Below are 24517 nucleotides of genomic sequence, written 5' to 3'. Positions count from 1 at the left end.
GGCGACCTGCGGGGCGGGCTGCGGCGCCGGGCGGGGGGCCTTGGGCGCGGCGGCCGGCGTCGGGCGGCTCGCCTCGGGCGCCTGGGCCGCCGGCGGGGCGTAGTTCACGGAATCGGTCGGGCGCGGGCGCTGCGCGGCGCTGTTGGCGGCCCCGCCGATGATCTCGATGCTGCGGGTGCGGACCTTGGGATCGGGGTTCACCACCTGGCGCAGCTCATCGACGCTCGGCGGCCGGTCGAACATCATCACCTTGGAGGAGCCGGCCCCCTCCACGGTCTGGGCGAGCGCCGGGCCGGCGAGCAGCACGGCCGCGAGCGGAAGGGCGAGGGACAAAACATGCTTCGGCATGGAAGCCTCCATGGACTGGACGGGAGCGTCGGTTGCCCGCGATCCTGGCACCGCCGCCCCCGCCGTTCTGTGAGCCGAGCCACAACGGCCGGCATTCCTTTCGAAGCCCCTCTCCCTTGACGGGAAAGGGGCTTGAACGCCTATCCCCCCCCCGCCACGGTGCCGGGCAGCACCTTGACGTTCAGCTGCCGGGTGCGCGTGCCCTCGCCGCCCTTGGCGGAGCCGAAGGCGTTGACCACGTCGGACAGCGCGGCACCCGGAATCGGCTGCAGGTCCTCGCGCTTGTACTGGTCGGGGATGCGCACGCCGATCTCATCGCGCGACACCACGCAGGCGACCGCCTCGTCCGCGCCCGGCCGGTCCATGCGCAGGTTGAAGGGCTTCTGCACGCCCGGCGGGATCTCCACCTGCCGGTTGGCCTCGACGAAGGCGTCGGGCTGGAAGCGATTGGGGTAGATGCGCGCCACCGTGCCGTTGGCGTCCTTGTAGTAGCAGTAGACGAACCCGTCCGAGGTCGGCTGCACCCGCACCACCAGCGCCTCGCCCGCCCGGTAGCGCGGCGTCGGTCCGCGGTCGGAGCTGAGCACGAGATCCGGCCCCGCCCCGGCCGGCGTCGGCGCCGGGCGCGGCAGGCCCTCGCCGCCGGCGTTGCTGACGGACTGGACGCGGCCGGGCGACGCCTTCTGCCCGGAATCCTTCGCCATCATGCGCTGGTAGGTGTCGAAGTCGATGCGCCCGGTGGCGATCAGGTCGTGGTCCGCCTGCCAGCGCGACACCGCGTTGCGGGTGCGCTCGTCGAGCTGGCCGTTGACGGTCCCGTCGAAATACCCCTCCGACGACAGCACGCGCTGCACGAAGCTGACGCGCTGCGTCGGCTCCATGGTGTCGAACCAGCTGCGCGCCTCGGCGAGGTAGGCGGGGTTGGTCTGGTCGATGCCCAGGCACTGCCAGTAGGGGGTGCGGGTCAGCTTGCCCAGCACCTCGATGGTGCTGAGTTCCACAAGAGTACGCACCGCCTGATGCAGCCCTTCCGACTTGTTGAGCGACACGTTGAAGGACAGCCCGGCCTTGCCGATCACCGCGCCGGCATCGGCGCCCTTGCCGGAAGAGACGACGGCCAGCGTGTTGCTGGCCGACATGCCCGGGATGATCTGGCGGGTCACCAACTCGCCGATGTTGAGGTCGACCGTCACCAGGGAGATCACCTGATCGGCGGAGAAGCCAAGGTCGAGGTTGGGCACCGAGATCCCCGCCCCCGCCGCCTCGCTGACCACGTTGTCGTCGAGCTGGGTGATCGCTCCGCGGATGTAGTAGGACGGCGCCCGGAAGTTCGGCTGCACGCCGATCATCCAGTACAGCGCGTTCACGTCGTCCAGCGCCGGCTCGAAATCCACGAAGCGGAAGGCGCCCGAGGCTTCGGACATGCGCGAGACCGCGGTGATCAGCATCTCCTTGGTGCCGCCGGCGACCCGCCCGGTGGCGTCCGGCAGGCCGTTGGAGGTGATGTAGATGTCGCGCTTGCCGTGGCTCCACATCAGCTGGTCCATGCAGCGCAGCGCCTCGCTGAAGCTGCTGATGGTACGCACGGCGGGCGTCTTCGGCTGCTGCACCACCGACGCCTTCTCGCCCGACGTGAAGCAGCCGGCGAGAAGAAGAACCAGACCCAGGACCGGACCCCGTCTGCGCAAGACCATCACCCCTCCCTACCCCTGGCTCAGCGTTGCGATACCTGCGGCGGCGCCTCGCCGCCGCGGACGGTGATGGTGATCTTCTTGGACATGATCGGCGGGTTGTGCGGCACGTGGTCGGTGTCGCCCAGCACCAGCTGCAGCGTGTGCTTGCCCGGCGGCAGTTCCAGCACCGTCTCGGTCTGACCCTTGCCGAAGTGCATGTGCTTCTTGTCGTTGGGGATCGGCTCGTCGAAATTCGTCAGTTCGCTGTCGATCAGCAGGTGGTGGTGGCCGGTCCCCTCCTTGGTGACGCCGGCCGGCGCCACGCCGAAGTTGCGCATGCCGAACCACACCTTGAAGGGCGACTTCACCGTCTCGCCGTTGTTCGGCCAGCCGATGTAGAGGTAGGCCTCCTTGCGCCCCGGCGTGCGCTTCGCCTTTTCCGGAGCCGGCGGCTTCTCGGGCGTGACGTTCTGCGGGTCGGCGCCCATGGTGGGGTTGAGCGGCACGTCGATCTGTGCCGACGCGTCGGCGAACGGTGCGGTCACGCAGGCCAGCGCCATCCCGGCGCCGAGCAACGCGGTCTTCCACGGGGTCATGGCGACCTCCCTCCCTTAGGGAACGATGACGGTGATCTTCTGCGACACCACCGGCGGGTCGTGCGGCACGTGGTCGGTGTCGCCCAGAACCATCTGGATGGTGTGCCGGCCCGGCGGCAGCTCGAGCCGCGCTTCGGTCTGGCCGGCGCCGAAGTGCAGGTTCTGCTTGTTGTTGGGGATCGGCTCGTTGAGGTCCTTCACCTCGGTGTCGATCAGCAGGTGGTGGTGGCCGGCGTCGGGCTTGCGGATGCCGGCGGGGGTCAGGCCCATGTTCTGCAGGCCCATGCGGACCCAGAACTTGCCGCCCGGAATCACCGCACCGTCGTGCGGCCAGATGATGTAGGCACGAGCTCCATCAGGCGCCTTCTCGCGGTCGGCGAGCGCCGCGGCGGGCATCAGCAGGACGGTTCCGAGCAGGAAAACGGCGATCCGGGTCATGACTCACCCCCAATAATGGCCGATGATGGGACCGATGACGTCCATCCTAGTCTTCAGCTGGGCGTACACGCTCCATAGTATTCGTGGGTAACCCGACAAGGCTGCTCGGATACCTTTTCAGTGGCGTGATCTGGTCCCATATGGCTGGAACCGCCCTCCGATTCGGCGGCAGCGCGCCTTCCGTCTGCGGCGTTGACCGTGCCGGCGCGCATGCCATCGTCGGAGGACGCACCGGAGCAGGACCGCCGTGCCCCCACCGCTGTCACCGTCGCGCCACCTGCTGCCGCCGGCCGTCGTCGTCGTGGCGCTGACGGCCGCGGCCATGCACCGGGCATGGCTGCACGAGCGGGTCGCGGCGCTGCTGGGCGACGGCGCGGCGGACAGCGCCGGGCTGGCGATCGGCATCGCGGCGTGGCTGGCCGCGGCGTGGCTCGGGTCGCGCGTCCTCGACGTGGTGGTGGACCGGCCGACGCGCGCCGGGCGCCCGCGGGCGATCCCGCGCCTGCTGGCCGACCTGCTGCGCGCCCTGATCTACGGCGCGGCGCTGTTCGCCATTCTCGGTTCGGTGCTGGACCAGCCGGTGACCGGGCTGCTGGCGACCTCCGGCGTGCTGATCGCGGTGCTGGGCTTCGCGCTGCGCAACATGATCGCCGACATCTTCTCCGGCATCGCGCTGAACATCGAGCGGCCCTACCGCATCGGCGACTGGATCGAGCTGGCGCCCGGCGTGGCGGGCCAGGTGGACGAGATCAACTGGCGCGCCACCCGGCTGATCACCACCGAGGGCACCGCGGTCATCGTCCCCAACGGCGTCGCCGCCGGCAGCCGCTTCGTCAACTTCAGCCGGCCGGGAACCGGCTTCCGCGCCGCGGTGCCGATCACGCTGGACGAGGAGGTGCCGGTGGCGCGGGCCAAGCGGGTCCTGCTCTCCGCCCTGGTGTGCGCCGACGGCGTGCTGGCCGAGCCGCGGCCCGACGTGCTGGTGGAGTCCATCGGCGCCAACGGCATCGTCTACCAGGCACGCTTCTGGGTGGCCGACTATGGCCGGCTGAGCGCGTGCCGCGACGCGGTGGCGAGCACCATCCTCCAGCACCTCGGCCGCGCCGGGATCGAGCTGGCGCATCCCAAGCAGGACGTCCGCGCCCACCGGCCGCAGCCGCGCACACGGGTGCCCGGCACGCTGCGCCGCAGCCTGATGCGGCAGTTGGAGCTGTTCTCCGCCTTCCGCGACGAGGAGATCGAGGAACTGGCCCAGGCCCTGAATCGGCTGGAGCTGCCGGCCGGCACCGTGGCGGTGCGCCAGGGCGAGGCCGGAAGCTCGCTGTTCATCGTGGCGGAGGGAGTGCTGGACGTGCGCATGCAGAGCGACGGCCAGCAGGAGGGGCGCGCCAGCCTGCTCGACCGCATGCGCCCCGGCGACGTGTTCGGCGAGATGTCGCTGCTGACCGGACAGCCGCGCAGCGCCTCGGTGGTCGCCAACACCGACGCGGTGGTCTACGAGCTGGACAAGGACCACCTCGACCCGGTGCTGCGCCGCCGGCCGGAACTGGCCACCCAGCTGGCCGAGCTGATGGCCCAGCGCCAGTCGCGCAACAGCCTGCAACGGCAGGCTGAAGGCGCGGCCGGGCTGGCCCCGGCGGTGGCGGCGCCGCACGACCTGCTGGCGCGGCTGCGCGGCTTCTTCAAGCTGTGATCAGGCCGGGGACGCGGTAGGCCCCGCCGGAGAACATCGCGATGTTGGCGGCGTAGGCGGTGGCGTACAGGGTTCCGGTGCGCGCGTCGAGCTCCATGAGGGCGCGCAACGCCAGGTCGTAGGACCGGTAGACGTCGTGCAGCAGCAGGGCGTATTTCGCCAGCTGTCCGGTGTCCAGCAGCGCCAGCCGGGTGAAGTCGCGCACGAACACGGCGTCGGTCCACAGCACCTGATTCATGCCGGCGTGCGGGTTGCCGCCGAAGGCGTTCTCCAGCAGCCGCACCGCCTCGGCGTGGGTGGTCTTGAACGCCGGGCCGAGGTCGGGCCCCTCGCCGCCCGACAGCGGGGCGACGGTGCGCTTCTCCAGCGGCTGCAGGGTGTGCAGCACGAAGCCGTGGCGGCGCATGAACTGGTCGACCTCGGCGAACAGCGGCTGGCCGGCGTAGAGCGGCAGGAATTCCACCTCGGTGTGGATGGCGAGGCAGCCGCGCAGCCGCTCGGTGGCGTTCTCGAACACCATCAGCTCGCCGCCCTGGATATCGATCTTCAGGTAGTCGATGGCGCCGACCTCCTCCAGGTCGTCCAGGCGGACCGTTTCCACCTCGACCTCGCTCAGCACCCGGCCCCAGTGCGGGAAGCCGTGGAAATAGCCCAGCAGCTCCGCGTCGGGCGGCAGCAGCGAGGTCATGCCCGAGGCGGCGCAGACGCGCAGCACATGCCGCCCGCCGTCGCCGACCGCGAAGGGCAGGTAGCGCTCGTTCGGACCCTTTTTGGCGTTCAGCTCGGCCAGCGCCTCGGGGTTGGGCTCGAAGCCGACGACCTCCGCCAGCCCGGCCCGCAGCAGCGGCATGTAGGGCGGCACCTCGTTGATCGGGTTGGCCCCGATGTCCACGACGCGCAGGCGCGGCGCCAGCTCGACGAGGGCGGTGAACGGGGGCAGGACCGTCATGGCAGGATCCGTGGGCAGGGGACGTGCCGCAGCTTACCCCAACCCGCACGGCCACGGAAATCGCCTGGGAGTGTGAAGCCGGCGACAGTCGCCGGCCCGCGCCTTGCACATGATGGGGGCATCCACTCCACGAACCCCTGGAGCGATGTCATGGCAGCCTCCGTCACCCGTGCCCTGAAGGCCATCAAGCGCTACGACGCCGGCCCCGAGCACATCGACCGCGCCATCCTCGCCGCCATCAACGTGACGCTCTGCCTGGCCTCGGGCGGCAACGACCGGGTGGCCGAGGGGTTCAACGCCGACATCACCAACAGCGGCACCCGCTTCGCCTGGGTTTCCCCTCGCCTGTGCGCGGCATGAGAATGGTTCTCATTTTCTAGAACGGCCAAGCCGGGGCTCCCGCACGCTCGGGAGCCCTTTTTCGTTGCGTCCTTCCCGCTGACAAAAAAAAGGCCGCCGAACGGCGGCCCGAGTTTTCGGGAGACGAGGGCGAATCTCAGCGGCGCGCGGCGAAGCCCTTGGAGCCGAACAGGTCCTTGCCGGCGGCCGGCTTGGCCTCAGCCCGGCGGTCGCCGAGCATGAAGCCCATCATGGCCTGCTTGCCGCCGGCCGGTTCGGCCGCCGCGGCCTCGCGGCCAGCCATCCAGGGCGGCATCGGCCGGCCGGCGGCCGGCGCGCCCTGCTTCTGCGCCGGGCCGCCCAGACCGGCCATGCGGTTGGCCAGCAGGGCCACGTGTTCGGCGGAGAGCGGCACGCCGCCCGACTGCACCTCGAAGGCGAAGCCAGGGGCGGCGGCGAAGAGGGAAGCGGCGAAAGCGGTCACCAGGGCGATGCGGCGCATGGTCTCGTCTCCTTCGGGGGTGCGCGTCATGCCGCCACCTTACCGCCGCCCGCGGGACGTCGCTGTGGGCCGGGCCACACCGGCAGCGACATTGCCGCCCGGGGACCGAAAAGAAGAACTCCGGCCGGGGGACCCGGCCGGAGCGTGAGTTTCAGGGAGGAAGCGGGTCGGAACGCGAGAAGGCGTCAGCGCTGGCGGACGAGGGCGCCCTGGCCGGCGAAGTTGCCGATGCCGGCGGAAAGGTTCTGGACGTTGGCGGCGTTCGACGGACCGAACAGGCCCTTGCTCCGCTGCATCACCGTGGCGCTCTGGAGCGCGGTGTTGCCGATGCCGGCCGCGGTGTTGCCGACCGTCGCCGTCGAGCCGCCGGAGAACGGGCCCTTGGAGCGCTGCATCACCAGCGCGCTCTGGCCGGCGAAGTTGCCGATGCCCGCCGCGGTGTTCGAGACGTTCGCCGTGTTCGGACCGGCGAACAGGCCCTTGCCCTTTTGCATCACCGTCGCGCTCTGCTCGGCGACGTTGCCGATGCCGGCGGCGGTGTTCGAGACGTTGGCGACGTTCTGCGCCATGGCGGGAGCGGACATCAGCGCGAGCGAGGCAAAGCCGGCGAGCAGGGAGGTGCGGATCATGGTGTCGGTCTCCTGTAAGGGGGCCGGCGCTCTGTCGCGTCCGGCGCGTTGTCGATGACGGAACCCTACCGATCCACGCCCGGCGCCGATGTGAGCCGGGCCACAACCGGCCGCGCTTTGCTTGGCCGCCACGCGACGGCACAGTGGTGGCATCGGGCTTGCAGCGGTGAGCGCGTCACTCCGGGGCCTGTCATGCGGTTCGCCGAAACCCTCCTGATCCTCGCCGGCATCGCCGCGCTGCATGCGGCGCTGGTGCTGACCGGCGTGGTGCCGGCGCTGGAGGGCGGGCAGGTCAACCTCTTCGACCCTGATTCCTACACCCGCCTGCTGCGCGTCGCGCAGTTGCACGCGACCGGACGCTGGTACGACCCGGTGCTGACGGCGCTGAACGCCCCGGCCGGGCTGGAACTGCACTGGACCCGGCCGCTGGACGCGCTGATGCTGGTCCTTGCGGCGCCGCTGTCGCTCGCTCTGCCCTTCCCCGCCGCACTGGAATGGGCCGGGTTGGTCATGGCGCCGGCGCTGCACGGGGTCGCCGCGCTGCTGTTGTGGTTTGGCTCCCGGCCACTGCTGAACCGGGCCGAGCGCGCGCTGGCGGTGCTGCTGTTCGTGGCGTTGCGGGCCCCCCTGGGCGACTTCGTCGCCGGCTTCTCCGACCACCACGCGCTGGTCATGGTGCTGGCGCTCGGGCAACTCGCGGCGTTCCTGAACGGACGCATGGCGGTGGCGGGTGCCGCCGCCGGGCTGGGAATCTGGGTGAGCCCGGAATGCCTGCTGCTGCTGCCGGCACCGCTGGCGGCCCTGGCGCTCGGCTGGGTGCGGGACGATGGCGACGCGACGCGCGACGGCGTGCGCTTCTGCGCCGGGCTGCTCGGTGCGCTGGCGGTGGGATTGGCGCTTGAGAGGCCGCCGGCGCAGTGGCTGATGCCGGATGCCTTCCGGCTGTCGGCGCTGCACGCCGGATTGGGGGCGCTGCTGCTGGCCGCGGTCGGCGCCGTCTCCCTGGCCGCGCGGCGGACGCATGGGCCGGCCGGGCGCGCGTTCACCGCGCTGGCCGCGGCCATGGGCGCGGCCGGGGCGGCGTGGCTGCTGCTGCCCGGGCTGTTCGCCAACCCGCAGGACGGGCTCGACCCGGTGGTGCGCGCCTACCTGCTCGATCCCGTCGGCATCGAGGACCCGTTGCGGCTGGCCGAGGTGAACTGGGGCGATCTCCTGCTCGACGCCGGTCCGGTGCTGCCGGCGCTTCTCTGTGCGGGAGTGGCCGCGGCGCGCGGGCCGGCGGCGCAGCGGCGCGGCTGGCTGTTCCTCCTGCTGGCCCTGCTGCTGATGCTGGCCTACGTGCTGTTCGGCAAGGCCCGCGGCCTGCACTTCCTGGCGCTGTACCAGGCGATCCCGTGGAGCGCCGCGACCGTTCGGCTGTGGCGGCACGGCGGCGCGGCCGTGGCGGCGGCGGCGCTGGTCGGGGGCGGCAGTTGGATCGCGGGCGCCGCCCTCGCCTCCACCGCCCCGCCGCCTCCACCGGCGGCGGAGTGCCGTTACGGTCCGGTAACGCCCCACCTGCCGCCGCCGCGGCCGGGCGAAACGGTGCTGAGCGACCTGTTCGACGGGCCGGAGTTGGCCTACCGCTCCGGCTACGGCGCCATCGGCGCTCCGTACGACCTGAACGCCGCGGGCATCCGCGACACGCAGGCGTTGCTGCTCGGCGACCCGCGCTCCGGAACGGTGCGGCGGTTGCTGGAGGAGCGGCGCGTCGCCGTCATCGTGCTGTGCCGCGGCCGCTCTCCCGACGTCGAGCGCGAGTTGCGCGATCGGCCGCGCAGCCTGCTGGCGCTTCTGCACCGGCTGTCGCCGCCGCCGGGGATCGAACCCATCGCCCTGCCCGCCGCCGAGGCGCAGCGTTTCCTGGCCTACCGCGTGGCGCGCTGACGCATCCGGGCTTTGTCCCACATTTGAAACAACCACTCCTGAATGCGGGAGTATGAAAGCAGACTGGTCCTACCAATGCGCAGGAAGCCCCTGGATTCCGCCCTTCCGCGGGCGCGGCACGCTTGTTGCTCATACCGCGGCACGACGAGGGAATAGCCATCGGGGACCAAGGCCATGGACGCGGATCGGGCAATGGACATCATCGCTGCGCTGGACGACGCGGCGCGGACGCTGGGCGAGATCCGCATCTTCCGCCACCACGGCGCCGTGCGCGAGGACATCGCCTGCCACCGCGACACGCTGAACGCAGTGCGCCGCCAACTCGACGCGGCCCGCGCCGCGCCCTGACCGCGCGGTGCCGCGGAGGCGCAGGCCATGCCCACCTTTCATCCCATCGCCTGGACCCGCGACCTCGAGGTCGGCGTGCCCGAGATCGACGATGAGCACACCCTGCTCGTGACGCTGTACAACGACGTGGTCCGCGCCGCCCGGCAGGGGGTGTCGTGCCCGACCCGCGACGGCATCGTGCGCACGTTGCAGGCCTACGCCGTCTTCCACATGGATCGCGAGGAGGCGTGGATGATCCGCCACGCCTACCCCGACGCCGCCCACCACCGCGCGCGGCATGCCGAATTCAAGGCCGTGGTCGCGGCCCTGCGTGCGGACGCGCCGGACGACGCCGGACACGCCCGCATAGCCACGCTGGCCGGCTTCCTGCGCGCCTGGATCCTCGACCACATCCGCGGCGAGGACCGCGCGCTGTTCGATTGGAGCCGCGACGACTGCCCGAATCCGCTGGCCTGCGCGGCGGAATAGGCGCACGGTTGTCACCGGCCGGGCGCCGTGGCGGCCCGGAAACCGCTTGCCCGCACCGGCCCGGGCGACAATCATGGCCGGCTTCCGGATCCCGCGCGTGCGATCCGGGCCTTTGCCCCGAGGACCCCATGACCGTCAGGCGACCCGTCGGAGAGTGCGTCGGCCTGATGCGGTGGCTGGCCGCCGCCGGCGCCCTGCTGGTCGCGCAGCCGGCGGGCGCGGCGTCACTGGAGTGCCTCGGCAACGACTACATCTTCGGGCGCAACGTGGTGTCGCGCACGCTGACGCTGCGCACGGACGACAAGCGGCGCGTGCAGGAACTGGACGGCCGCCCCTGTGACCAGACGGCGGCGCTGCCGGCGCTGGCCTGCTTCGCGGAATACAAGCTCGACGGCACGGTGATGCTGGCCTGGGTGAAGTACGAGCCCGGCCCGGGCCGCGCCGTGCTGTACGCCTACCCCAAGGCCTCGGCGCCGACCGCCGGCAAGCCGCCGACGCGCGCCGTCGCCATGTTCAAAGGCCTCTGCCACGAGGAGTGACGCCGCCTCAACCGGGGTCGGCGGGCGGATCCACCCATTCCAGCGCGGGAAGAAGGGCGTGCCGGTCGCCGACGCCGGCGATCAGGACTCGGTCGCTGTCCCGCATCCCCGTGCTGTCCAGCACCGCATCGATGCGCGCCGCGCAGGCCTGCGACGACACGACCACGGCGAACCGCTGGGCACCCAGCAGGCGAGCCATGCCGGTGTAGGCGTTGATCCGCTCTTCCGGATCGTTGGCGACGTCGATCTCCCGCAAGTCGAGGAGAAGTGCACGATGCTCCATCGTCTGCACCCGCGCCAGCGACGACTTGAGCAGTTCGATGAAGGCGTGGCGGTCGTTGTTCGTCAGCGGCGTCCGAATCTGGATGAACAGACCCCATCCGGCGACGGCGATGCGGAATGGATCCATCGTAGCCTCAAAGTCCCTCAGGTCCACCGCGTCGCCGTCGGCGCGGCCGGACACGCCCCGACGCGGTCCCCCGTCGTGTTGCCGCTCGCTCACGCCGGCGCTCCCGCTTCGAGGAAGCCGTTTCCCGCCCCGCCCGGGGTCGGCCGCGCACACCGGTTCGTCACACCCACCCTCATTCGAAAGCCTTGGGAACAGTACCATTTCTGCGTGGGGCCGGCCAATCGCGAACTGCCGCGGATTTCCCGCTGGGCGTTTCGGCCGCAGGCCGGAGCGGTGCCCGCAGCCGCGGCGAAGGCCCCTTCCGGGGCGTGGGCGTCTGGGCTATCCTGCGGCATACGGCAAATAGTTCAGGCCCCGGCGCATCGGAATATTGCGGAGCACCGCGACGGCGACGACGTCGCCACGCCGCGACATAATAAACATCCGTTTACCATCGCCATGCCATGCTGGCGGCGACTCCAAAAGGAAGATCGTTCGTATGGATAGCCGAGGGCTCTACAGCTTTGCCGAGCACGCCGAGAAGGGAAAGGCGCACCATCGCTTGGGGCTGTTGCACGAGGCCGCCGCGGAATACCGCAACGCCCTGCAGATCCGCCCCGGCGACGCCGACATCCTGCACCTCCTCGGCGTCGCCTGCTTCCAGACCGGCCGCGCGGACGAGGGAATCGCCGCCGTCCGCGAGGCGCTGTCGATCAACCGCACGGACGAGTACTTCTCCACGCTGGCCCGGATCTTCACGGGGACCGGCCGCTTGGCGGAGGGCGTCGCCGCCGCCCGCCGCTCCCTGGCCATCAACCCCACCGCGGCGCCGATCAGCACGCACATGGGCATGACGCTGACCGCGGCGCAGGAGCCGGCCGCAGCGGTCAAGGCGCTGCGCCGCGCGATCCGACTCGGCGAGGAGTCGCCCGTCGCCGTCTTCATGCTCGCCAGCAACCTGCAGGTGACCGGGGCCGGCGCGCGGGCGATCGAGGCCTTCCGGATCGCCGCGTGCCTGGACCCGGCCTACGCGGAGGCGTTGACCGCCGTCGGCGTCGGCTTCATCGAGCGGTGCGAACTGGACGCGGCGGTGGCCGCCTGCCGCCACGCCGCCCGCGCGAACCCGATGCTCACCGAGGCGCACCTGACGCTGGCGCATGCCTTCTACACGCAGAAGCGCTTCGACTTGGCGGCGGAGGCCTGCAAGCACGCGGCGGTGGTCAACCCCGCCTCCTCCGTCGCGCTCGGCAACCTGGCGACCATCCTCGACGAGCTGGGCGTGGGCGGCACGCCGATCACGCTGTGGCGCCGGGCGCTCGACCTCAATCCCGAGATGCCGCAGGCGCTCTACCAGTTCGTCACGCACGCCAAGAAGGTGTGCATGTGGACCGGCCTCGCGGAGCGGGAGCAGCGCATGCTCGACATCGTCCGGCGGAACCAGCCGGGCGTGTCACCCTGGTCGATGTTCATGCAGCCGTCCACCCCGGCCGACCAGCTGTTGTGCGCGCGCCTGTGGGGCGAAGGGCAGCGGGGCGGCATCGCGCCCTTTCCGCCCCGCGCGCCGCGCCGCGGCGAGCGGATCCGCATCGGCTACCTGTCGTCGGACTTCCGGCCGCACGCGGTGTCGTTCCTGCTGCAGGACATCATCGAACGGCATGACCGGTCGCGCTTCGAGGTCTTCGGCTATTCGCTCTCGCCCGACGACGGCAGCGCCTTCCGCACGCGGCTGGCCGGCCTGTTCGACCGCTTCGTCGAGGCGTCCGCCCTCACCGACCTGCAGATCGCCGAGCGGATCCGGCAGGACGAGGTGGACATCCTGGTCGACCTGAACGGCTACACCCAGGGGGCGCGGACGCGGATCCTGGCGATGCGGCCGGCGCCGATCCAGGTGAACTACCTGGGCTTCGCCGGCACCATGGGGGTGCCGTACATCGACTACATGCTCACCGACCGGTTCCTGACCCCGCCGGGCGCCGAAGCCAGTTACGCCGAAAAGCTCGCCTTCCTGCCCAGCTACCAGCCGAACTCGACCCGCGCCATTACGCCGAGCCAGTTCGCGCGCTCGGCCTTCGGCCTGCCGGAGAACGGCTTCGTCTTCGCGTCGTTCAACAACACGTACAAGATCAACGCCCCGGTCTTCGAGATCTGGATGCGCCTGCTGCGCGCGGTGCCGGGCAGCGCGCTGTGGCTGAAGCAGGCCAACGACGAGGTCGTCCACAACCTGCGCCGGGAGGCGGAGGCGCGCGGCGTCGATCCCGACCGGCTGGTGTTCGCCGGCGGGCTGGCGCGGCACGAGGACCATCTGGCGCGGCACGCCTGCGCGGACCTGTTCCTCGACTGCCTGCCCTACAACGCGCACACCACCGCCAGCGACGCGCTGTGGGCCGGGCTGCCGGTGGTGACCTGCGCCGGCGACAGCTTCGCCAGCCGCGTCGCCGGCAGCGCGCTGACCGCGCTCGGCGTGCCGGAGCTGATCACCCACTCGCTGGCGGACTACGAGGCGCTGGCGCTGAAGCTCGCCACCGACCCGGTGGCGCTTGCGGCCGTGCGGGAAAAGATCCGGGACCGCGTCCGCACCAGCCCGCTGTTCGACATCGCCCTCTACACCCGCACGATGGACGCCGCGTACGGCGCGATGTGGGAGCGCTGGCAGTCCGGCCTGCCGCCGGAGCACATCACCATCGACGGCAGCGGCAGCCATGTGATGCCGGACGCCCCCGCCGCGCCCGCACCGCTGCGCCGCGCCACCGGATCGAAGGTCGGGCTGATCCAGACGCGCGGCATCGGCGACATCGTCATCGCCGCGCCGATCGCCCAGCATTACGTGGATGCCGGCGCCGAGGTGTTCTGGCCGGTGGACAGCCGGTTCCATCCATTCGTTCAAAGCGCGTTCCCGGAGATCTCGTTCCTTTCGGTGGACATCGAAGAGAGCGACCCCGCCTTGTTCCGTTATTTCGTCGGCCATCCCGTCGAGTTGCTGACCCATGCCGGCTGCGACCCGATCTACTGCCTGTATTCTTATATGAAATCGCTGCCCGTCGCGCAGCCGAACCTGGCCGAGGCCCTCAAGTTCGACGAATACAAGTACGCCATCTCCAACGTGCCGTTCTCGAAGAAGTGGCAGTTGCGAATCACGCGCGACCGCGCGCGCGAGGCCGCCCTGATCGACCGGCTGGGCCTTGATCGCCCGTACGTGGTGGTGCACGAGGAGGGGTCGAATTTCCAACTCAACATCACCCTGCCCCCGGACATGATGGAGCAGTACGCGGTGGTGCGCATCACCAACCTGACGCCCAACCCGTTCGATTGGCTTGGCGTCCTGGAGGGTGCATCCGTGTTTGTCGGCATCGACAGCTGCTTCGCCAATTTGATCGAGCAACTGGACCTCTGCCCGCAAAAATTCCTGTATTTGCGGTCTACGATAGTGGGCACGCCAGTCTTCAAGAACAACTGGAAGTTCAGGTGGCCCCAATGAAGCTGAACCTCGGCGCCGGCAACAAGGTGATCGACGGCTACCTCAACGTCGACAAGTACCCGACCGCCACCACCGATCTGGTGATCGACCTGGAGAAGACCCCGTGGCCGTGGGAAACCGGATCGGTCACGCACGTGGCGTTCATCCACTCGCTGGAGCACATGGGACGCGACACCGACACCTTCCTGGCGATCATGCGCGAGCTGTACCGCGTGTGTGCGCACGGCGCGCAGATCGCGGTGCACGTGCCGCACCCGCGGCACGACAACTTCCTGGGCGACCCGACCCACGTGCGGCCGATCACGCCGCAGATGCTGACGCTGTTCGACCGGCAGAAGAACGACGCATGGGTGGCCGGCGGCATCTCCGCGGCCACGCCGCTGGCGCACTACATCGGCGTGGATTTCGCCATCGCCGACCTGAACACGATCCTGGATCCCGTGTATTACGAGCTGTACAGCCAGGGAAAGCTCGACATCGACGAGTTGAACCGGCGCGCGCGCGAACTGAACAACGTCATCGCAGAATACCACATCACGCTCGTCGCGCGTAAAGAAGCGCCGGCCGGCACCGCGTGACATCACGGACGGCCCCATGTTCGATATCAGCATCTGCATCCCCACCTACAACCGCGCCTCCCGGCTGAAGCTGTGCCTGCAGCATCTGGCGCGCTACGCCGACACCAGCTTCGAGCTGATCGTCGGCGACAACGCCTCGCAGGACGAGACGCCGGCGGTGATGGCGGAGATGGCCGGCGCGTTCCCGCACTGCGTCTACGTGCGCCGCGCGCAGAACGTCGGCTTCGCGCGCAACATGGACGCGTTGCTGCGCCGCGCCACCCGCAAGTACGTCTACATCCTCAACGACGACGACATCGTCTTCGAGGCGGCGCTGAAGCTGGCGGCCAGCGTCATGGACGGCAGCCCGGGCGTGGTCGCGGTGGTCGGCCAGTACCTCAGCCTGCAGACGGTGCAGCCGGACCTGGCCATGCGCTACGATGACGCCGTCGCCACCGTGGTGCCGCGCGGCGCCCAGGCGGCGCTGATCGATCGCCTGAGCCTGTGCGACGGCCACCCCATCCTGCGCCGCGAGACGTTCGAGCGGCATGGCGCCTACCTGGACCGCACCGGCACGCTGATCCCGCTGTACTTCACTCTGCTCGCCCACGGCGACGTCGTGGCGGTGGACAAGCCGTTCTTCCAGCACCTGACCAACAGCGACAGCCTGACCTCGCGCATGGCCGAGGCGTGGTTCATCGACATGGCCAACGCCGACATCGAGCTGGCCATCTCCAGCTGCGCCGCGCTGCTGCCGCCCGGCACCATGGCCAGCACGCGCGAGAAGCTGCTGCAGTTGATGTACTTCCAGGCGACGCGCATGGCGATCAACCAGGGCCAGCCGTACGTGGTGTGGCTGTTCCTGCGCCGGCTGACGGCCGTCGGCAACGTCTCCCCGGAGTTGCTGGTGCAGTGCGAGGCGCGCTTCACCCACGACTTCGTCCTCGACCGTATCGCCCGCATCCTGCGCGACGGCGAGGAGAGCGCGGTCGACGTGATCGCCTCCCCGGCCGTCGATGCCTTGGTGGCGGCGCTGCGGGACGCGCTGCCGCAGGTGCGGTTCGCTCCGGCGGCCGGACCGTCGTCGTCGTTCGTGCTGTGCGGAGGCCGCGAGGACGCCGCGGCCCTGGGCGCGGGCCCGCGGGTGCTGGCGCTCGACGACCTGTTCGGCCAGCTTCGCCTGACCGGCCTTGCCGCCGCCCTGGCGGCGGACGGCGGACGCCTCGCCGTGCGGTATGCGGACGCCGCGGTGGAGCAGGTGGCGGCGCAGCCGTCGCAGGCGCTCGCCATGCTGTGCGCGCCCTACACGGAAGCGGCGTGAGCGCGCGGGAATTTTTGACAGCGGGACGCAACATGAAAGCAGTCATTCTCGCCGGCGGCCTGGGCACCCGCATTTCCGAGGAATCGGTCCTCAAGCCAAAGCCGATGATCGACATCGGCGGCAAGCCGATCCTCTGGCACATCATGAAGATCTACTCGGCGCACGGCATCAACGACTTCATCATCTGCTGCGGGTACAAGGGCTACCTGATCAAGGAGTATTTCGCGAACTACTTCCTGCACATGTCGGACGTGACCTTCGACATGACGAAGAACGAGATGCAGGTGCACGAGCGGCACGCCGAGCCGTGGAAGGTGACGCTCATCAACACCGGCGAGACCACCATGACCGGCGGTCGCCTGAAGCGCGTGGCCGAGCACCTGCGCGACGAGGAGGCGTTCTGCTTCACCTACGGCGACGGCGTGGCCGACGTCGACATCACCCGGCAGCTCGCCTTCCACCGGGGCCACGGCAGGCTGGCCACCATCACCGCGGTGCAGCCGCCGGGCCGCTACGGCGCGCTGGAGCTGGACGGCACGCAGGTGAACGGCTTCGCCGAGAAGCCGAAGGGCGACGGCGGCTGGATCAACGGCGGCTTCTTCGTGCTGTCGCCGCGCTGCATCGACTACATCACCGGCGATGCGACCCTGTGGGAGGCCGAGCCGCTGACCGAACTCGCCCGCGACGGCCAGTTGGAGGCGTGGCACCACACCGGCTTCTGGCAGCCTATGGACACCCTGCGCGAGAAGAACCAGCTGGAGGAGCTGTGGCAGTCGGGCCAGGCGCCCTGGAGGATCTGGTGATGGGGCCGGACCCGCGGTTCTGGCGCGGCAAACGGGTCCTGCTGACCGGCCACACCGGCTTCAAAGGGGCATGGCTGGCGCTGTGGCTGAAGCGCCTGGGCGCAGAGGTGACCGGTCTGGCGCTGCCGCCGGAGACCGACCCCAGCCTGTTCGAGCTGCTGACCCTGCCGGCCCTGGTGGACAGCGCTTTCGCCGACATCCGCCGCCCGGACGAGGTGGCACGGGTCGTGCGCAGGGCGCGGCCGGAAATCGTCCTGCACCTTGCGGCGCAGCCGCTGGTGCGGGCCAGCTACGCCGACCCGGTGGCCACCTACGAGACCAACGTCATGGGCACGGTGCACCTGCTGGAGGCGCTGCGCGGCGTGCCGGGCGTGCGCTCCGTCGTCGTGGTCACCACCGACAAGGTCTACCGCAACCCGGAGACCGGCCGGCCCTTCGCCGAGGACGATCCGCTCGGCGGGCACGATCCGTACAGCGCCAGCAAGGCAGCCTGCGAGATCGCCGTCGCCAGCTACCGCGACGCGTTCCTGCGCGCCCACGGGGCGGCGGTGGCCACGGCGCGCGCCGGCAACGTGATCGGCGGCGGCGACTGGGCGGCCGACCGGCTGATCCCCGACGCGATGCGCGCCTGGGGCGCCGGCAAGGCCGTCGTCATCCGCAACCCGCAGGCGGTGCGCCCGTGGCAGCACGTGCTGGAACCGCTCGCCGGGTACCTGGCACTGGCGGAGGCGCTGTGGCACGCGCCGGAGCGGGCGGGCGCCTACAACTTCGGCCCGGACGCCGGCGACATGGCCACCGTCGCGCAGGTGCTCGATATCGCCAAGCGCGCCTACGGCATCGCCGAACACGAGACCGCGTATCATGTCGAGCCGGGCGGGCCGCACGAGGCGCAACTCCTCACCCTCGACAACAGCCGCACGCGCGCGGTGCTGGGCACGGCGCCGCTGTGGCGCATGGAGGAGGCGGTGTCGCGCACCGTGCGCTGGTACCGCGGCCTGACGCGCGGCCAGGACGCGCGGAGCCTGTGCGACGAGGACGTCGCGCACTTCACCGCCGGACGGGAGGCCGCATGCAGCGCTTCGTGACGCTCGACACGCCGCTGGCCGGCCTCAGGACCGTCCGGCGCACCCGCCTGGGCGACACGCGCGGCCATCTCTGCCGGCTGTTCTGCGCCGAGGAGCTGGAAACCGCCGGCTGGGACAAGCCCGTCGTCCAGATCAACCAGACCCACACCGCCGCGCGCGGTACCGTGCGCGGCATGCATTTCCAGCGGCCGCCGCACGCCGAGAAGAAGCTGGTGATGTGCCTGCGCGGCACGGTGTGGGACGTGGCGGTCGACGTGCGGGCGGGCTCGCCGACCTTCCTGCACTGGCACGCGGTGGAGCTGTCGGGCGACAACGACCAGGCGTTCCTGATCCCGGAGGGCTTCGCCCACGGTTTCCAGGCGCTGACCGACGACGTGGAGATGCTGTACCTGCACTCCGCTGCCTACGCCCGCGAGGCGGAGGGCGGGCTCAACCCGCTCGATCCGCGGCTGGCGCTGCCCTGGCCGCTGCCGCCGGGCGAGATGTCCGAGCGGGACCGCGCCCATCCCCTGCTCACGCCCGATTTCCAAGGAGTTCCGCTGTGAAGTGCCGGCACTGCGGCGCGGAATGCCGCCTCCCCTTCCTCGACCTGGGCAGCGCTCCGCCGTCGAACGCCTACCTGGACGCGGCGGCGTTGCAGGCACCGGAGACGTGGTATCCGCTGCGCGTGCTGGTCTGCACCGAATGCTGGCTGGTGCAGACCGAGGACCACGCCGGGCGGGAGGAGCTGTTCTCCAAGGACTACGCGTACTTCTCGTCGATGTCGTCGTCCTGGCTGGCGCACGCGCGCGGCTACGTCGACCAGATGGTGGCGCGCTTCGGGCTGGGCGCCGGCAGCCGCGTGGTGGAGGTGGCGGCTAACGACGGCTACCTGCTGCAGTTCGTGCGGCAGGCCGGCATCCCCTGCCTGGGCGTCGAGCCCACGGCCAGCACCGCCCGCGCCGCGCGCGACAAGGGAATCGAGATCGTCGAGGAATTCTTCGGGGTCGAGCTGGCCGGCGCGCTCGCCGCCCGGGGCTGGACCGCCGACCTGATGGCCGCCAACAACGTGCTGGCCCACGTGCCGGACATCAACGACTTCGTCGCCGGCTTCGCGCGCCTGCTGGCGCCGCACGGGGTGGCAACGTTCGAGTTCCCGTGGCTGCTGACGCAGATGCGCGAGGCGCAGTTCGACACCGTCTACCACGAGCACTACTCGTACCTGTCGCTGACCGCGGTCGAGCGGATCTTCGCCCGCAACGGGCTCGCCGTCTTCGACGTGCAGGAGTTGCCCACCCACGGCGGCAGCCTGCGGGTGTTCGCGCAGCGCGCCGACACGGGCCCGCACCCCCGCACCGCGGCGATGGCGACGACGCTGGAGGCCGAGGTCGCCGGGGGCTTGCGCAATCCCGTGCGCTACGCGGCGTTCCAGGCCGAGGCCGAGCGCGTGAAGAACGATCTGGTGAGCTTCCTGATCGACGCGCGCCGGCAGGGTCTGAAGGTCGGCGCCTACGGCGCCGCGGCCAAGGGCAACACGCTGCTGAACTTCGCCGGCGTGCGCCCCGACCTGCTGCCCTATGTGGTCGACAAGAGCCCCGGCAAGCAGGGCAAGTTCATGCCCGGCAGCCGCATCCCGATCGTCGAGGAGGCGCATTTGCAGGCCGACCGCCCGGACCTAGTGGTGATCCTGCCGTGGAACCTGCGCGCCGAGATCGCCGAGCAGCTGGCCTATGTCGGCGGCTGGGGCGGCCGCTTCGTGACCGCGGTGCCGCGCCTGACCGTCACGGCGGCCGGCGCCCCATGAAGGTGCTGCTGACCGGAGCCCGCGGCTACCTGGGCCGGTACGTCGCCCGCCAACTGCACGAGGCCGGCGTGCCCTTCGTCGCCGCCGGGCGCACCCGGCCGCCGGTGGGCGACTTCCTGCCGGCCGACCTGCTGGACACCGGCCGCCTGGACGAGCTGGTGACGGCGGCCGGCGCCACGCACCTCGTCCACCTCGCGTGGTACGTGGAGCACGGCGCGTTCTGGACGGCACCGGTCAACGCCGACTGGGCGAACGCCGGCGCGCGGCTGGCCGAGGCTTTCTGCCGCGCCGGCGGCCAGCACGTCACCATGGCCGGCACCTGCGCGGAGTACCGCTGGGACGGCACCCTCTGCCGGGAGGACGAGACCCCGATCGAGCCGGCGACCGTCTACGGACAGGCCAAGGATGCCTGCCGGCGGATGGCGCAGCAGGCGTGCGCGCAACACGGTGTACCCCTGGCGTGGGCGCGGATCTTCCTGCCCTACGGGCCGGGCGAGGACGCGCGGCGTCTGGTGCCGTCGCTGGTGGCGGCGCTGTCCTGCCGGCAGCCGCCGTTCCCGGTCAACGCCCAGGCGCAGCGCGACTTCCTGTACGTGGACGACGCCGCCAGCGCGCTGCTGCAGTTATCGCGGTGCGCCGCCGGCGGCGCCTTCAACATCAGCAGCGGCCAGCCGGTGGCCATCGGCGACGTCGTGCGGGAGTTGGCCCGCATCCTGGGCGCCGACCCGGAACCGATCCTGGCGCTGGCCGCGCCGCGCCCCGGCGAGCCGATGCTGCTGGCCGGCGACAACCACAAGCTCCGCGCGCTCGGCTGGACGATGAAGACCACTCTGGCCGAGGGTCTGGCGCGCGCGGCCCGACACGCGGACACGGCATAAACGGGGCGACACGCCCGCATTGGAGCAGGCCATGAAACTGACCATCGATACCGACTCCCGCACGCTGGCCGTGCAATCCGACGCCGGGGACCGCACGCTGGACCTCTACAGCCGCGAGGCGTTCGAGATCCTGTCGCAGCAGTGGGTGAACGTCGGCTGGGACCAGAAGTACCCGTACACCTTCAGCTGGATGGGGCGCCCGGTGATCCAGCTGCCGGAAGACATGATCCGCATGCAGGAAGTGATCTTCCAGGTCAGGCCGGACGTCATCATCGAGACCGGCGTGGCGCACGGCGGCTCGCTGATCTTCTATTCCAGCCTGTGCAAGGCGATGGAGCACGGCCGCATCATCGGCATCGACATCGAGATCCGCCCGCACAACCGCAAGGCCATCGAGGCGCACCCGCTGGTCGACCGCATCACCCTGGTGGAAGGCAGCTCCACCGCGCCGGAGATCGTGGCACAGGTCAAGTCGCTGGTCGCGCCCGGCGAGACGGTGCTGGTGATCCTCGACTCCAACCACAGCTACGCCCACGTCGCCGCCGAGTTGGAGGCCTACTGCGACCTGGTGTCGGTCGGCTCCTACATCGTGGCGACCGACGGCGTCATGCTGGAGGTGGCCGACACCCCGCGCGGCAAGCCGGAATGGGCCACCGACAACCCCACCTTCGCCGCCCGCGATTTCGCCGCGCGCCGCTCCGACTTCGTGATCGAGCAGCCGGTGTGGCCGTTCAACGAAAGCGGCCTGGGGCAGAACGTGACGCACTGGCCGGGCGCCTGGCTGAAACGCGTGCGCTGACCGGTCCGGTTGGCGGTCCTCAGGGCCGCCGCAGCCGGCTGTCGGGGGCGACCGGCTGCAGACAGTGGCGGCGCTCCAACCGCTCGCGGTACCGCTCGTGGTATCCGTCGACGGCGAGAAGCTCGATCTGATCCGGATCCTCTTCCAGGCCGGCGCCGAGGTAGAGGTCGAGGTTGCCGAGGTCGGGAACCGGCAACCGCCCCTGCTCGAAATCGTCCCACATCCGCTGGTACAGCGCCTCGAGCGACGCCACCAGCCGCTCCATGTCGAACAACGTGCACGCCGAGCGTTGCTCCGCAAGGGACGCCTTCAGCCGGCGGATTTCGTCCCGGTCGTGCCCGAGCACCACGGCCCGCTCCACATACTCCTGCGGTGCGGTGCAGACCAGTTCCGGCAGGCCGGCCGCGCGCACGAGGCTGCCGCAGACGCGGGACGCGAAGGAACGGCCGGACAGGGTGAGGACCGGCAGGCCCGACCACAGCGCGTCGGACCCCGTGGTGTGGGCGCCATAGGGTGTGGTGTCCAGGAACAGGTCGGCCAGAGCGTAGCGCGCGAGATGCTGGTCGTGCGGCAGCTTGCCCGCAAAGACCAGGCGCTCGCCCGCCACGCCCGCCTGCTCGGCCAGCGCGCGCAGCCGCTGGCTCGACGCCGCCGACTCCTCGAACAGCCAGAGCACGCTGTCCGGCACCCGGCGCAGGATCTCCATCCAGCGCTCGAAGGTGAAGCGCGTGATCTTGTGCACCGCGTTGAAGCAGCAGTACACCATGGCGTCGTCGGGCAGACCGAAGTCGCCCCGCGTCCTGTTGGGCGGCGCGATGGCCCGTTTCCGGTCGTTCGGCTGGTAGCACGGCAGACGAAGCACGGCCTCGGAATAATAGATCTCCGAGCCTGCCGGCACGATCCAATCGTCCGCGATGATGTAATGGTGGTACGGGCTGCCCATGGTGCCGGGATAGCCCAGCCAGTTGACGATGACCGGCGCCGGTCGCATGGCGACCACGGGCGTGCGGGCATCGCGGGTGTGCCCGTTCAGATCGACCAGGATGTCGATGTCGTCCGCCGCGATGCGCCGCGCGGCCGCCTCGTCGCTCATCCCGGCGAGATCGACCCAATGTTCGATCGCCCCCTTCAGCCGCAGGGAAAACAACGATCCGCTCGGTTGGCCGGTGTAGTAGGCGAACACCTCGACGCGGGTGCGGTCGTGCAGTTCGAAGACTTCCGGCAACAGCGACCCCACCGCATGGTCGCGCAGGTCGGACGAGAGATAGCCGATCTTCAGGCGCGCCGGCGCCGCGGCAGCCCTGCCCCGCCCGCCCGCCAGCCGCGCCGTCGGCGGCGCCACCGTCTGGGTGTGGCTCCAGGCCGACGCCAGATGCAGGAGCGGATCGTCGGTGAAGGCCGCCAGCGAGAGCGGTAGCATGGTGCGCAGCAGCGCCTCCCGGCTCACGCCCTCCAGCGGCACTGCCACCGGCCAGATACACTGTTCCTGGCGCATGGAGAGCCAATGCTGCACGATCTCCGTCTGCGTAGGGTCCAGGTCGATGCTCTGCCGCAGGATGGCTTCGGCTTCGGAATAGCGGTGCAGCCCCTCAAGGTATGACGCCAGGTAGCGCCACGCCATCTTCTTGTAGCGCAGGTTGGTTGGGTTGACCGCGTCCAGACGGCTCGCCACGTCCATCCAGTGCTGGCACGCCCGTTCGACGTCCCCTGCCCCCACGGTCGCCACCCCGAGGCTGAGGCGGGCCGGGTGAAAATCAGGATTGACCTGGAGCGACCGCTCCAGAGCCTCCGACGCCCCGGCCGGGTCGCCGGACTGCAGCAGCAGGACACCCAGGTTGTAGTGGATGGCGCATCCCAGGGGATCGGACGCGTTGGTCTGCGTCCAGAGCCGATAGATCTGCACGGCCAGATCGGAGCGCCCGCCCTGCGTGAGGCCGTCGGCCACCCCGATCACCGCCATGGCGTCCAATTGCTTTTCAGCGAGCCTCCCCACAGCTTGCAGGAAAAGGTCAATCGGCAACGGCGCCTCACTGGGATAGTGGGATCACACGAGAGAACCCGGTGCCGGAGATGGCACCGGGTTCTTCCCGTTCGGACAGTCTACGCGCCTAGACCTGGGTGACCCAAGCGTTGACCTGCGTGGTGGTCATTGCCTGGACCTGAGCCGAGGTGAAGGCGTAGGCCTGCACCGTGCCCAGGGACGACAGCTGCGTCGTGCTCAGACCCGAGATCTGGTCCGTCGTCAGCGCCGAGATCTGCGTCGCCGTGAACTCGTTGACGTCCGAGGTGGTCAGCGCGTTCAACTGCGAGGTGGTCAACGCCGTGATCTGCGAGGTGGACAGCCCAACCCATTGGCTGCTTGTCAGAGCCGACAGGTTGGTCGTGTTCAGCGTGCTCAGCTGGGCGGTCGTCAGGCCGCCGATCTGGGTCCGCGAGAACTCGTTGATGTCCGCCGTGGACAGCGCGTTCAGCTGGCTCGTGGTCAGCCCACCGACCTGCGTCGCCGTCAGCCCGCCGACCTGAGTGCTGGTCAGAGCCGTCAGGTTCGTCGTGCTCAGGCTGCTGAGCTGGTCGGTGGTCAGCTGGCCGACCTGGGTGCGCGACAGCTCGTTGATGTCCGCCGTGGACAGCGCGTTCAACTGCGCCGTCGTCAGGCTGGCCACCTGGGTGCCGGTCAGGCCGCCCACCTGGCTGCTGGTCAGAGCCGTCAGGTTGGTGGTGCTCAGCGCGCTGACCTGACTGGTCGTCAGCTGACCGATCTGCGTGGCCGAGAACTCGTTGATGTCGGCCGTGCTCAGCGCGTTCAGTTGCGCCGTGGTCAGGCTACCCACCTGCGTCGCGGTCAGGCCACCGATCTGGCTGCTGGTCAGAGCCGTCAGGTTGGTGGTGCTCAGGGCACTGACCTGGTCCGTGGTCAGCTGGCCGACCTGGGTGCGCGACAGCTCGTTGATGTCCGCCGTGGACAGCGCGTTCAGCTGCG

23 protein-coding genes and 2 pseudogenes are annotated in these 24517 nt (G+C 70.3%); 15 read left to right on the top strand and 10 right to left on the bottom strand.

All coding sequences use genetic code 11. The annotated features are described in order from the left end of the window. From TSO221_RS35670 to TSO221_RS26430, 4 genes and pseudogenes are all read right to left on the bottom strand, one after another. Window positions 1–348, bottom strand: a pseudogene (locus TSO221_RS35670) (hypothetical protein); the annotation flags it as partial. A gap of 140 nt (window positions 349–488) precedes the next feature. Further along, window positions 489–2042 carry a DUF4384 domain-containing protein gene (locus tag TSO221_RS26440; RefSeq protein WP_109121505.1) on the bottom strand — a complete coding sequence of 518 codons (1554 nt, stop codon included), beginning with the start codon at window positions 2040–2042 and terminating at the stop codon, window positions 489–491. Between the two features lie 20 nt (window positions 2043–2062). Next, window positions 2063–2617: a DUF4399 domain-containing protein gene (locus TSO221_RS26435; RefSeq protein ID WP_247878283.1), complete on the bottom strand. Its 555-nt coding sequence runs from the start codon at window positions 2615–2617 to the stop codon at window positions 2063–2065. Window positions 2618–2632: 15 nt separating this feature from the next. Next, window positions 2633–3055, bottom strand: a complete 423-nt coding sequence (locus TSO221_RS26430; RefSeq protein ID WP_109121504.1) for a DUF4399 domain-containing protein — start codon at window positions 3053–3055, stop codon at window positions 2633–2635. Between the two features lie 247 nt (window positions 3056–3302). Here TSO221_RS26430 and TSO221_RS26425 point away from each other — a divergent pair, with 247 nt between their 5' ends. Continuing rightward, window positions 3303–4748 carry a mechanosensitive ion channel family protein gene (locus tag TSO221_RS26425; protein ID WP_247878282.1) on the top strand — a complete coding sequence of 482 codons (1446 nt, stop codon included), beginning with the start codon at window positions 3303–3305 and terminating at the stop codon, window positions 4746–4748. On the opposite strand, the gene TSO221_RS26420 is transcribed toward TSO221_RS26425, so the two are convergent. Further along, window positions 4738–5697 (bottom strand): FkbM family methyltransferase, encoded by a 960-nt coding sequence (locus TSO221_RS26420; RefSeq protein WP_109121503.1) that lies wholly within the window; start codon window positions 5695–5697, stop codon window positions 4738–4740. The genes TSO221_RS26425 and TSO221_RS26420 overlap by 11 nt on opposite strands. Window positions 5698–5847: 150 nt before the next feature. Here TSO221_RS26420 and TSO221_RS26415 point away from each other — a divergent pair, with 150 nt between their 5' ends. Beyond that, on the top strand, window positions 5848–6057 hold the full coding sequence (locus tag TSO221_RS26415) for a hypothetical protein (protein ID WP_109121502.1): 210 nt from the start codon (window positions 5848–5850) through the stop codon (window positions 6055–6057). 136 nt (window positions 6058–6193) lie between these two features. Here the strand turns inward: TSO221_RS26415 and TSO221_RS26410 are convergent, their stop codons facing one another. After that, complete coding sequence (locus tag TSO221_RS26410; protein WP_146208915.1) at window positions 6194–6568, bottom strand: hypothetical protein; 375 nt, start codon at window positions 6566–6568, stop codon at window positions 6194–6196. A 155-nt stretch (window positions 6569–6723) separates the two neighbouring features. Next, window positions 6724–7167 carry a hypothetical protein gene (locus TSO221_RS26405; RefSeq protein ID WP_109121500.1) on the bottom strand — a complete coding sequence of 148 codons (444 nt, stop codon included), beginning with the start codon at window positions 7165–7167 and terminating at the stop codon, window positions 6724–6726. A 192-nt stretch (window positions 7168–7359) separates the two neighbouring features. Here TSO221_RS26405 and TSO221_RS26400 point away from each other — a divergent pair, with 192 nt between their 5' ends. The 4 genes from TSO221_RS26400 to TSO221_RS26390 all read left to right on the top strand — a co-directional run bounded on the left by TSO221_RS26400 (window position 7360) and on the right by TSO221_RS26390 (window position 10448). Next, window positions 7360–9093, top strand: a complete 1734-nt coding sequence (locus tag TSO221_RS26400) for a hypothetical protein (protein ID WP_109121499.1) — start codon at window positions 7360–7362, stop codon at window positions 9091–9093. A gap of 192 nt (window positions 9094–9285) precedes the next feature. Then, a complete protein-coding gene (locus TSO221_RS35665; RefSeq protein ID WP_158284223.1) occupies window positions 9286–9441 on the top strand; it encodes a hypothetical protein in 156 nt (51 codons plus the stop codon). A 27-nt stretch (window positions 9442–9468) separates the two neighbouring features. Then, window positions 9469–9909, top strand: a complete 441-nt coding sequence (locus tag TSO221_RS26395; protein ID WP_109121498.1) for a hemerythrin family protein — start codon at window positions 9469–9471, stop codon at window positions 9907–9909. Window positions 9910–10037: 128 nt separating this feature from the next. Beyond that, entirely contained in the window at window positions 10038–10448 is a 411-nt protein-coding gene (locus TSO221_RS26390; protein WP_146208914.1) for a hypothetical protein, read from the top strand. A gap of 7 nt (window positions 10449–10455) precedes the next feature. Here the strand turns inward: TSO221_RS26390 and TSO221_RS26385 are convergent, their stop codons facing one another. Then, entirely contained in the window at window positions 10456–10950 is a 495-nt protein-coding gene (locus TSO221_RS26385; protein WP_146208913.1) for a hypothetical protein, read from the bottom strand. Window positions 10951–11335: 385 nt separating this feature from the next. On the opposite strand from TSO221_RS26385, the gene TSO221_RS26380 reads away from it, so the two are divergent. The 9 genes from TSO221_RS26380 to TSO221_RS26340 are packed head-to-tail and all read left to right on the top strand — an operon-like array spanning window position 11336 to window position 21537. Beyond that, window positions 11336–14311, top strand: coding sequence for a glycosyltransferase family 41 protein (locus tag TSO221_RS26380; RefSeq protein ID WP_109121495.1), 2976 nt, complete (start codon window positions 11336–11338; stop codon window positions 14309–14311). After that, window positions 14308–14889 (top strand): hypothetical protein, encoded by a 582-nt coding sequence (locus TSO221_RS26375; protein ID WP_199229640.1) that lies wholly within the window; start codon window positions 14308–14310, stop codon window positions 14887–14889. The genes TSO221_RS26380 and TSO221_RS26375 overlap by 4 nt, the downstream gene beginning before the upstream one ends. Window positions 14890–14905: 16 nt before the next feature. Next, window positions 14906–16189 carry a glycosyltransferase family 2 protein gene (locus TSO221_RS26370; protein ID WP_109121494.1) on the top strand — a complete coding sequence of 428 codons (1284 nt, stop codon included), beginning with the start codon at window positions 14906–14908 and terminating at the stop codon, window positions 16187–16189. A gap of 32 nt (window positions 16190–16221) precedes the next feature. Beyond that, a complete protein-coding gene (gene rfbF, locus TSO221_RS26365; protein ID WP_109121493.1) occupies window positions 16222–16992 on the top strand; it encodes a glucose-1-phosphate cytidylyltransferase in 771 nt (256 codons plus the stop codon). Continuing rightward, window positions 16956–18077 (top strand): CDP-glucose 4,6-dehydratase, encoded by a 1122-nt coding sequence (gene rfbG / locus TSO221_RS26360; protein ID WP_247878281.1) that lies wholly within the window; start codon window positions 16956–16958, stop codon window positions 18075–18077. Before rfbF ends, rfbG begins: the two co-directional genes overlap by 37 nt. After that, a complete protein-coding gene (gene rfbC / locus TSO221_RS26355; RefSeq protein WP_109121491.1) occupies window positions 18062–18622 on the top strand; it encodes a dTDP-4-dehydrorhamnose 3,5-epimerase in 561 nt (186 codons plus the stop codon). The genes rfbG and rfbC overlap by 16 nt, the downstream gene beginning before the upstream one ends. Next, entirely contained in the window at window positions 18619–19860 is a 1242-nt protein-coding gene (locus TSO221_RS26350; protein ID WP_109121490.1) for a class I SAM-dependent methyltransferase, read from the top strand. Before rfbC ends, TSO221_RS26350 begins: the two co-directional genes overlap by 4 nt. After that, the gene (locus tag TSO221_RS26345) at window positions 19857–20738 is read left to right on the top strand and encodes an NAD(P)-dependent oxidoreductase (RefSeq protein WP_109121489.1); all 882 of its coding nucleotides are present in this window, start codon (window positions 19857–19859) and stop codon (window positions 20736–20738) included. Before TSO221_RS26350 ends, TSO221_RS26345 begins: the two co-directional genes overlap by 4 nt. A gap of 31 nt (window positions 20739–20769) precedes the next feature. Then, on the top strand, window positions 20770–21537 hold the full coding sequence (locus TSO221_RS26340; protein ID WP_109121488.1) for a CmcI family methyltransferase: 768 nt from the start codon (window positions 20770–20772) through the stop codon (window positions 21535–21537). A gap of 19 nt (window positions 21538–21556) precedes the next feature. Here the strand turns inward: TSO221_RS26340 and TSO221_RS26335 are convergent, their stop codons facing one another. Both TSO221_RS26335 and TSO221_RS35660 read right to left on the bottom strand, forming a co-directional pair. Then, window positions 21557–23497, bottom strand: coding sequence for a tetratricopeptide repeat protein (locus TSO221_RS26335; protein ID WP_247878280.1), 1941 nt, complete (start codon window positions 23495–23497; stop codon window positions 21557–21559). A 148-nt stretch (window positions 23498–23645) separates the two neighbouring features. Next, a pseudogene (locus TSO221_RS35660) lies at window positions 23646–24517 on the bottom strand (heme utilization protein); the annotation flags it as partial.

This window comes from Azospirillum sp. TSO22-1 (assembly GCF_003116015.1).
GTDB lineage: Bacteria > Pseudomonadota > Alphaproteobacteria > Azospirillales > Azospirillaceae > Azospirillum.
The sequence above is the reverse complement of the archived record's forward strand: the minus strand, read 5'-3'. Positions and strand labels throughout refer to the sequence as shown.

What these genes read in the sequence shown, in the direction of transcription:
- TSO221_RS26440 (WP_109121505.1), bottom strand. Translation starts at nt 2,042, where the DNA reads ATGGTCTTGCGCAGACGGGGTCCGGTCCTGGGTCTGGTTCTTCTTCTC.
- TSO221_RS26435 (WP_247878283.1), bottom strand. Translation starts at nt 2,617, where the DNA reads ATGACCCCGTGGAAGACCGCGTTGCTCGGCGCCGGGATGGCGCTGGCC.
- TSO221_RS26430 (WP_109121504.1), bottom strand. Translation starts at nt 3,055, where the DNA reads ATGACCCGGATCGCCGTTTTCCTGCTCGGAACCGTCCTGCTGATGCCC.
- TSO221_RS26420 (WP_109121503.1), bottom strand. Translation starts at nt 5,697, where the DNA reads ATGACGGTCCTGCCCCCGTTCACCGCCCTCGTCGAGCTGGCGCCGCGC.
- TSO221_RS26415 (WP_109121502.1), top strand. Translation starts at nt 5,848, where the DNA reads ATGGCAGCCTCCGTCACCCGTGCCCTGAAGGCCATCAAGCGCTACGAC.
- TSO221_RS26410 (WP_146208915.1), bottom strand. Translation starts at nt 6,568, where the DNA reads ATGACGCGCACCCCCGAAGGAGACGAGACCATGCGCCGCATCGCCCTG.
- TSO221_RS26405 (WP_109121500.1), bottom strand. Translation starts at nt 7,167, where the DNA reads ATGATCCGCACCTCCCTGCTCGCCGGCTTTGCCTCGCTCGCGCTGATG.
- TSO221_RS26400 (WP_109121499.1), top strand. Translation starts at nt 7,360, where the DNA reads ATGCGGTTCGCCGAAACCCTCCTGATCCTCGCCGGCATCGCCGCGCTG.
- TSO221_RS35665 (WP_158284223.1), top strand. Translation starts at nt 9,286, where the DNA reads ATGGACATCATCGCTGCGCTGGACGACGCGGCGCGGACGCTGGGCGAG.
- TSO221_RS26395 (WP_109121498.1), top strand. Translation starts at nt 9,469, where the DNA reads ATGCCCACCTTTCATCCCATCGCCTGGACCCGCGACCTCGAGGTCGGC.
- TSO221_RS26390 (WP_146208914.1), top strand. Translation starts at nt 10,038, where the DNA reads ATGACCGTCAGGCGACCCGTCGGAGAGTGCGTCGGCCTGATGCGGTGG.
- TSO221_RS26380 (WP_109121495.1), top strand. Translation starts at nt 11,336, where the DNA reads ATGGATAGCCGAGGGCTCTACAGCTTTGCCGAGCACGCCGAGAAGGGA.
- TSO221_RS26375 (WP_199229640.1), top strand. Translation starts at nt 14,308, where the DNA reads ATGAAGCTGAACCTCGGCGCCGGCAACAAGGTGATCGACGGCTACCTC.
- TSO221_RS26370 (WP_109121494.1), top strand. Translation starts at nt 14,906, where the DNA reads ATGTTCGATATCAGCATCTGCATCCCCACCTACAACCGCGCCTCCCGG.
- rfbF (WP_109121493.1), top strand. Translation starts at nt 16,222, where the DNA reads ATGAAAGCAGTCATTCTCGCCGGCGGCCTGGGCACCCGCATTTCCGAG.
- rfbC (WP_109121491.1), top strand. Translation starts at nt 18,062, where the DNA reads ATGCAGCGCTTCGTGACGCTCGACACGCCGCTGGCCGGCCTCAGGACC.
- TSO221_RS26345 (WP_109121489.1), top strand. Translation starts at nt 19,857, where the DNA reads ATGAAGGTGCTGCTGACCGGAGCCCGCGGCTACCTGGGCCGGTACGTC.
- TSO221_RS26340 (WP_109121488.1), top strand. Translation starts at nt 20,770, where the DNA reads ATGAAACTGACCATCGATACCGACTCCCGCACGCTGGCCGTGCAATCC.
- TSO221_RS26335 (WP_247878280.1), bottom strand. Translation starts at nt 23,497, where the DNA reads ATGGCGGTGATCGGGGTGGCCGACGGCCTCACGCAGGGCGGGCGCTCC.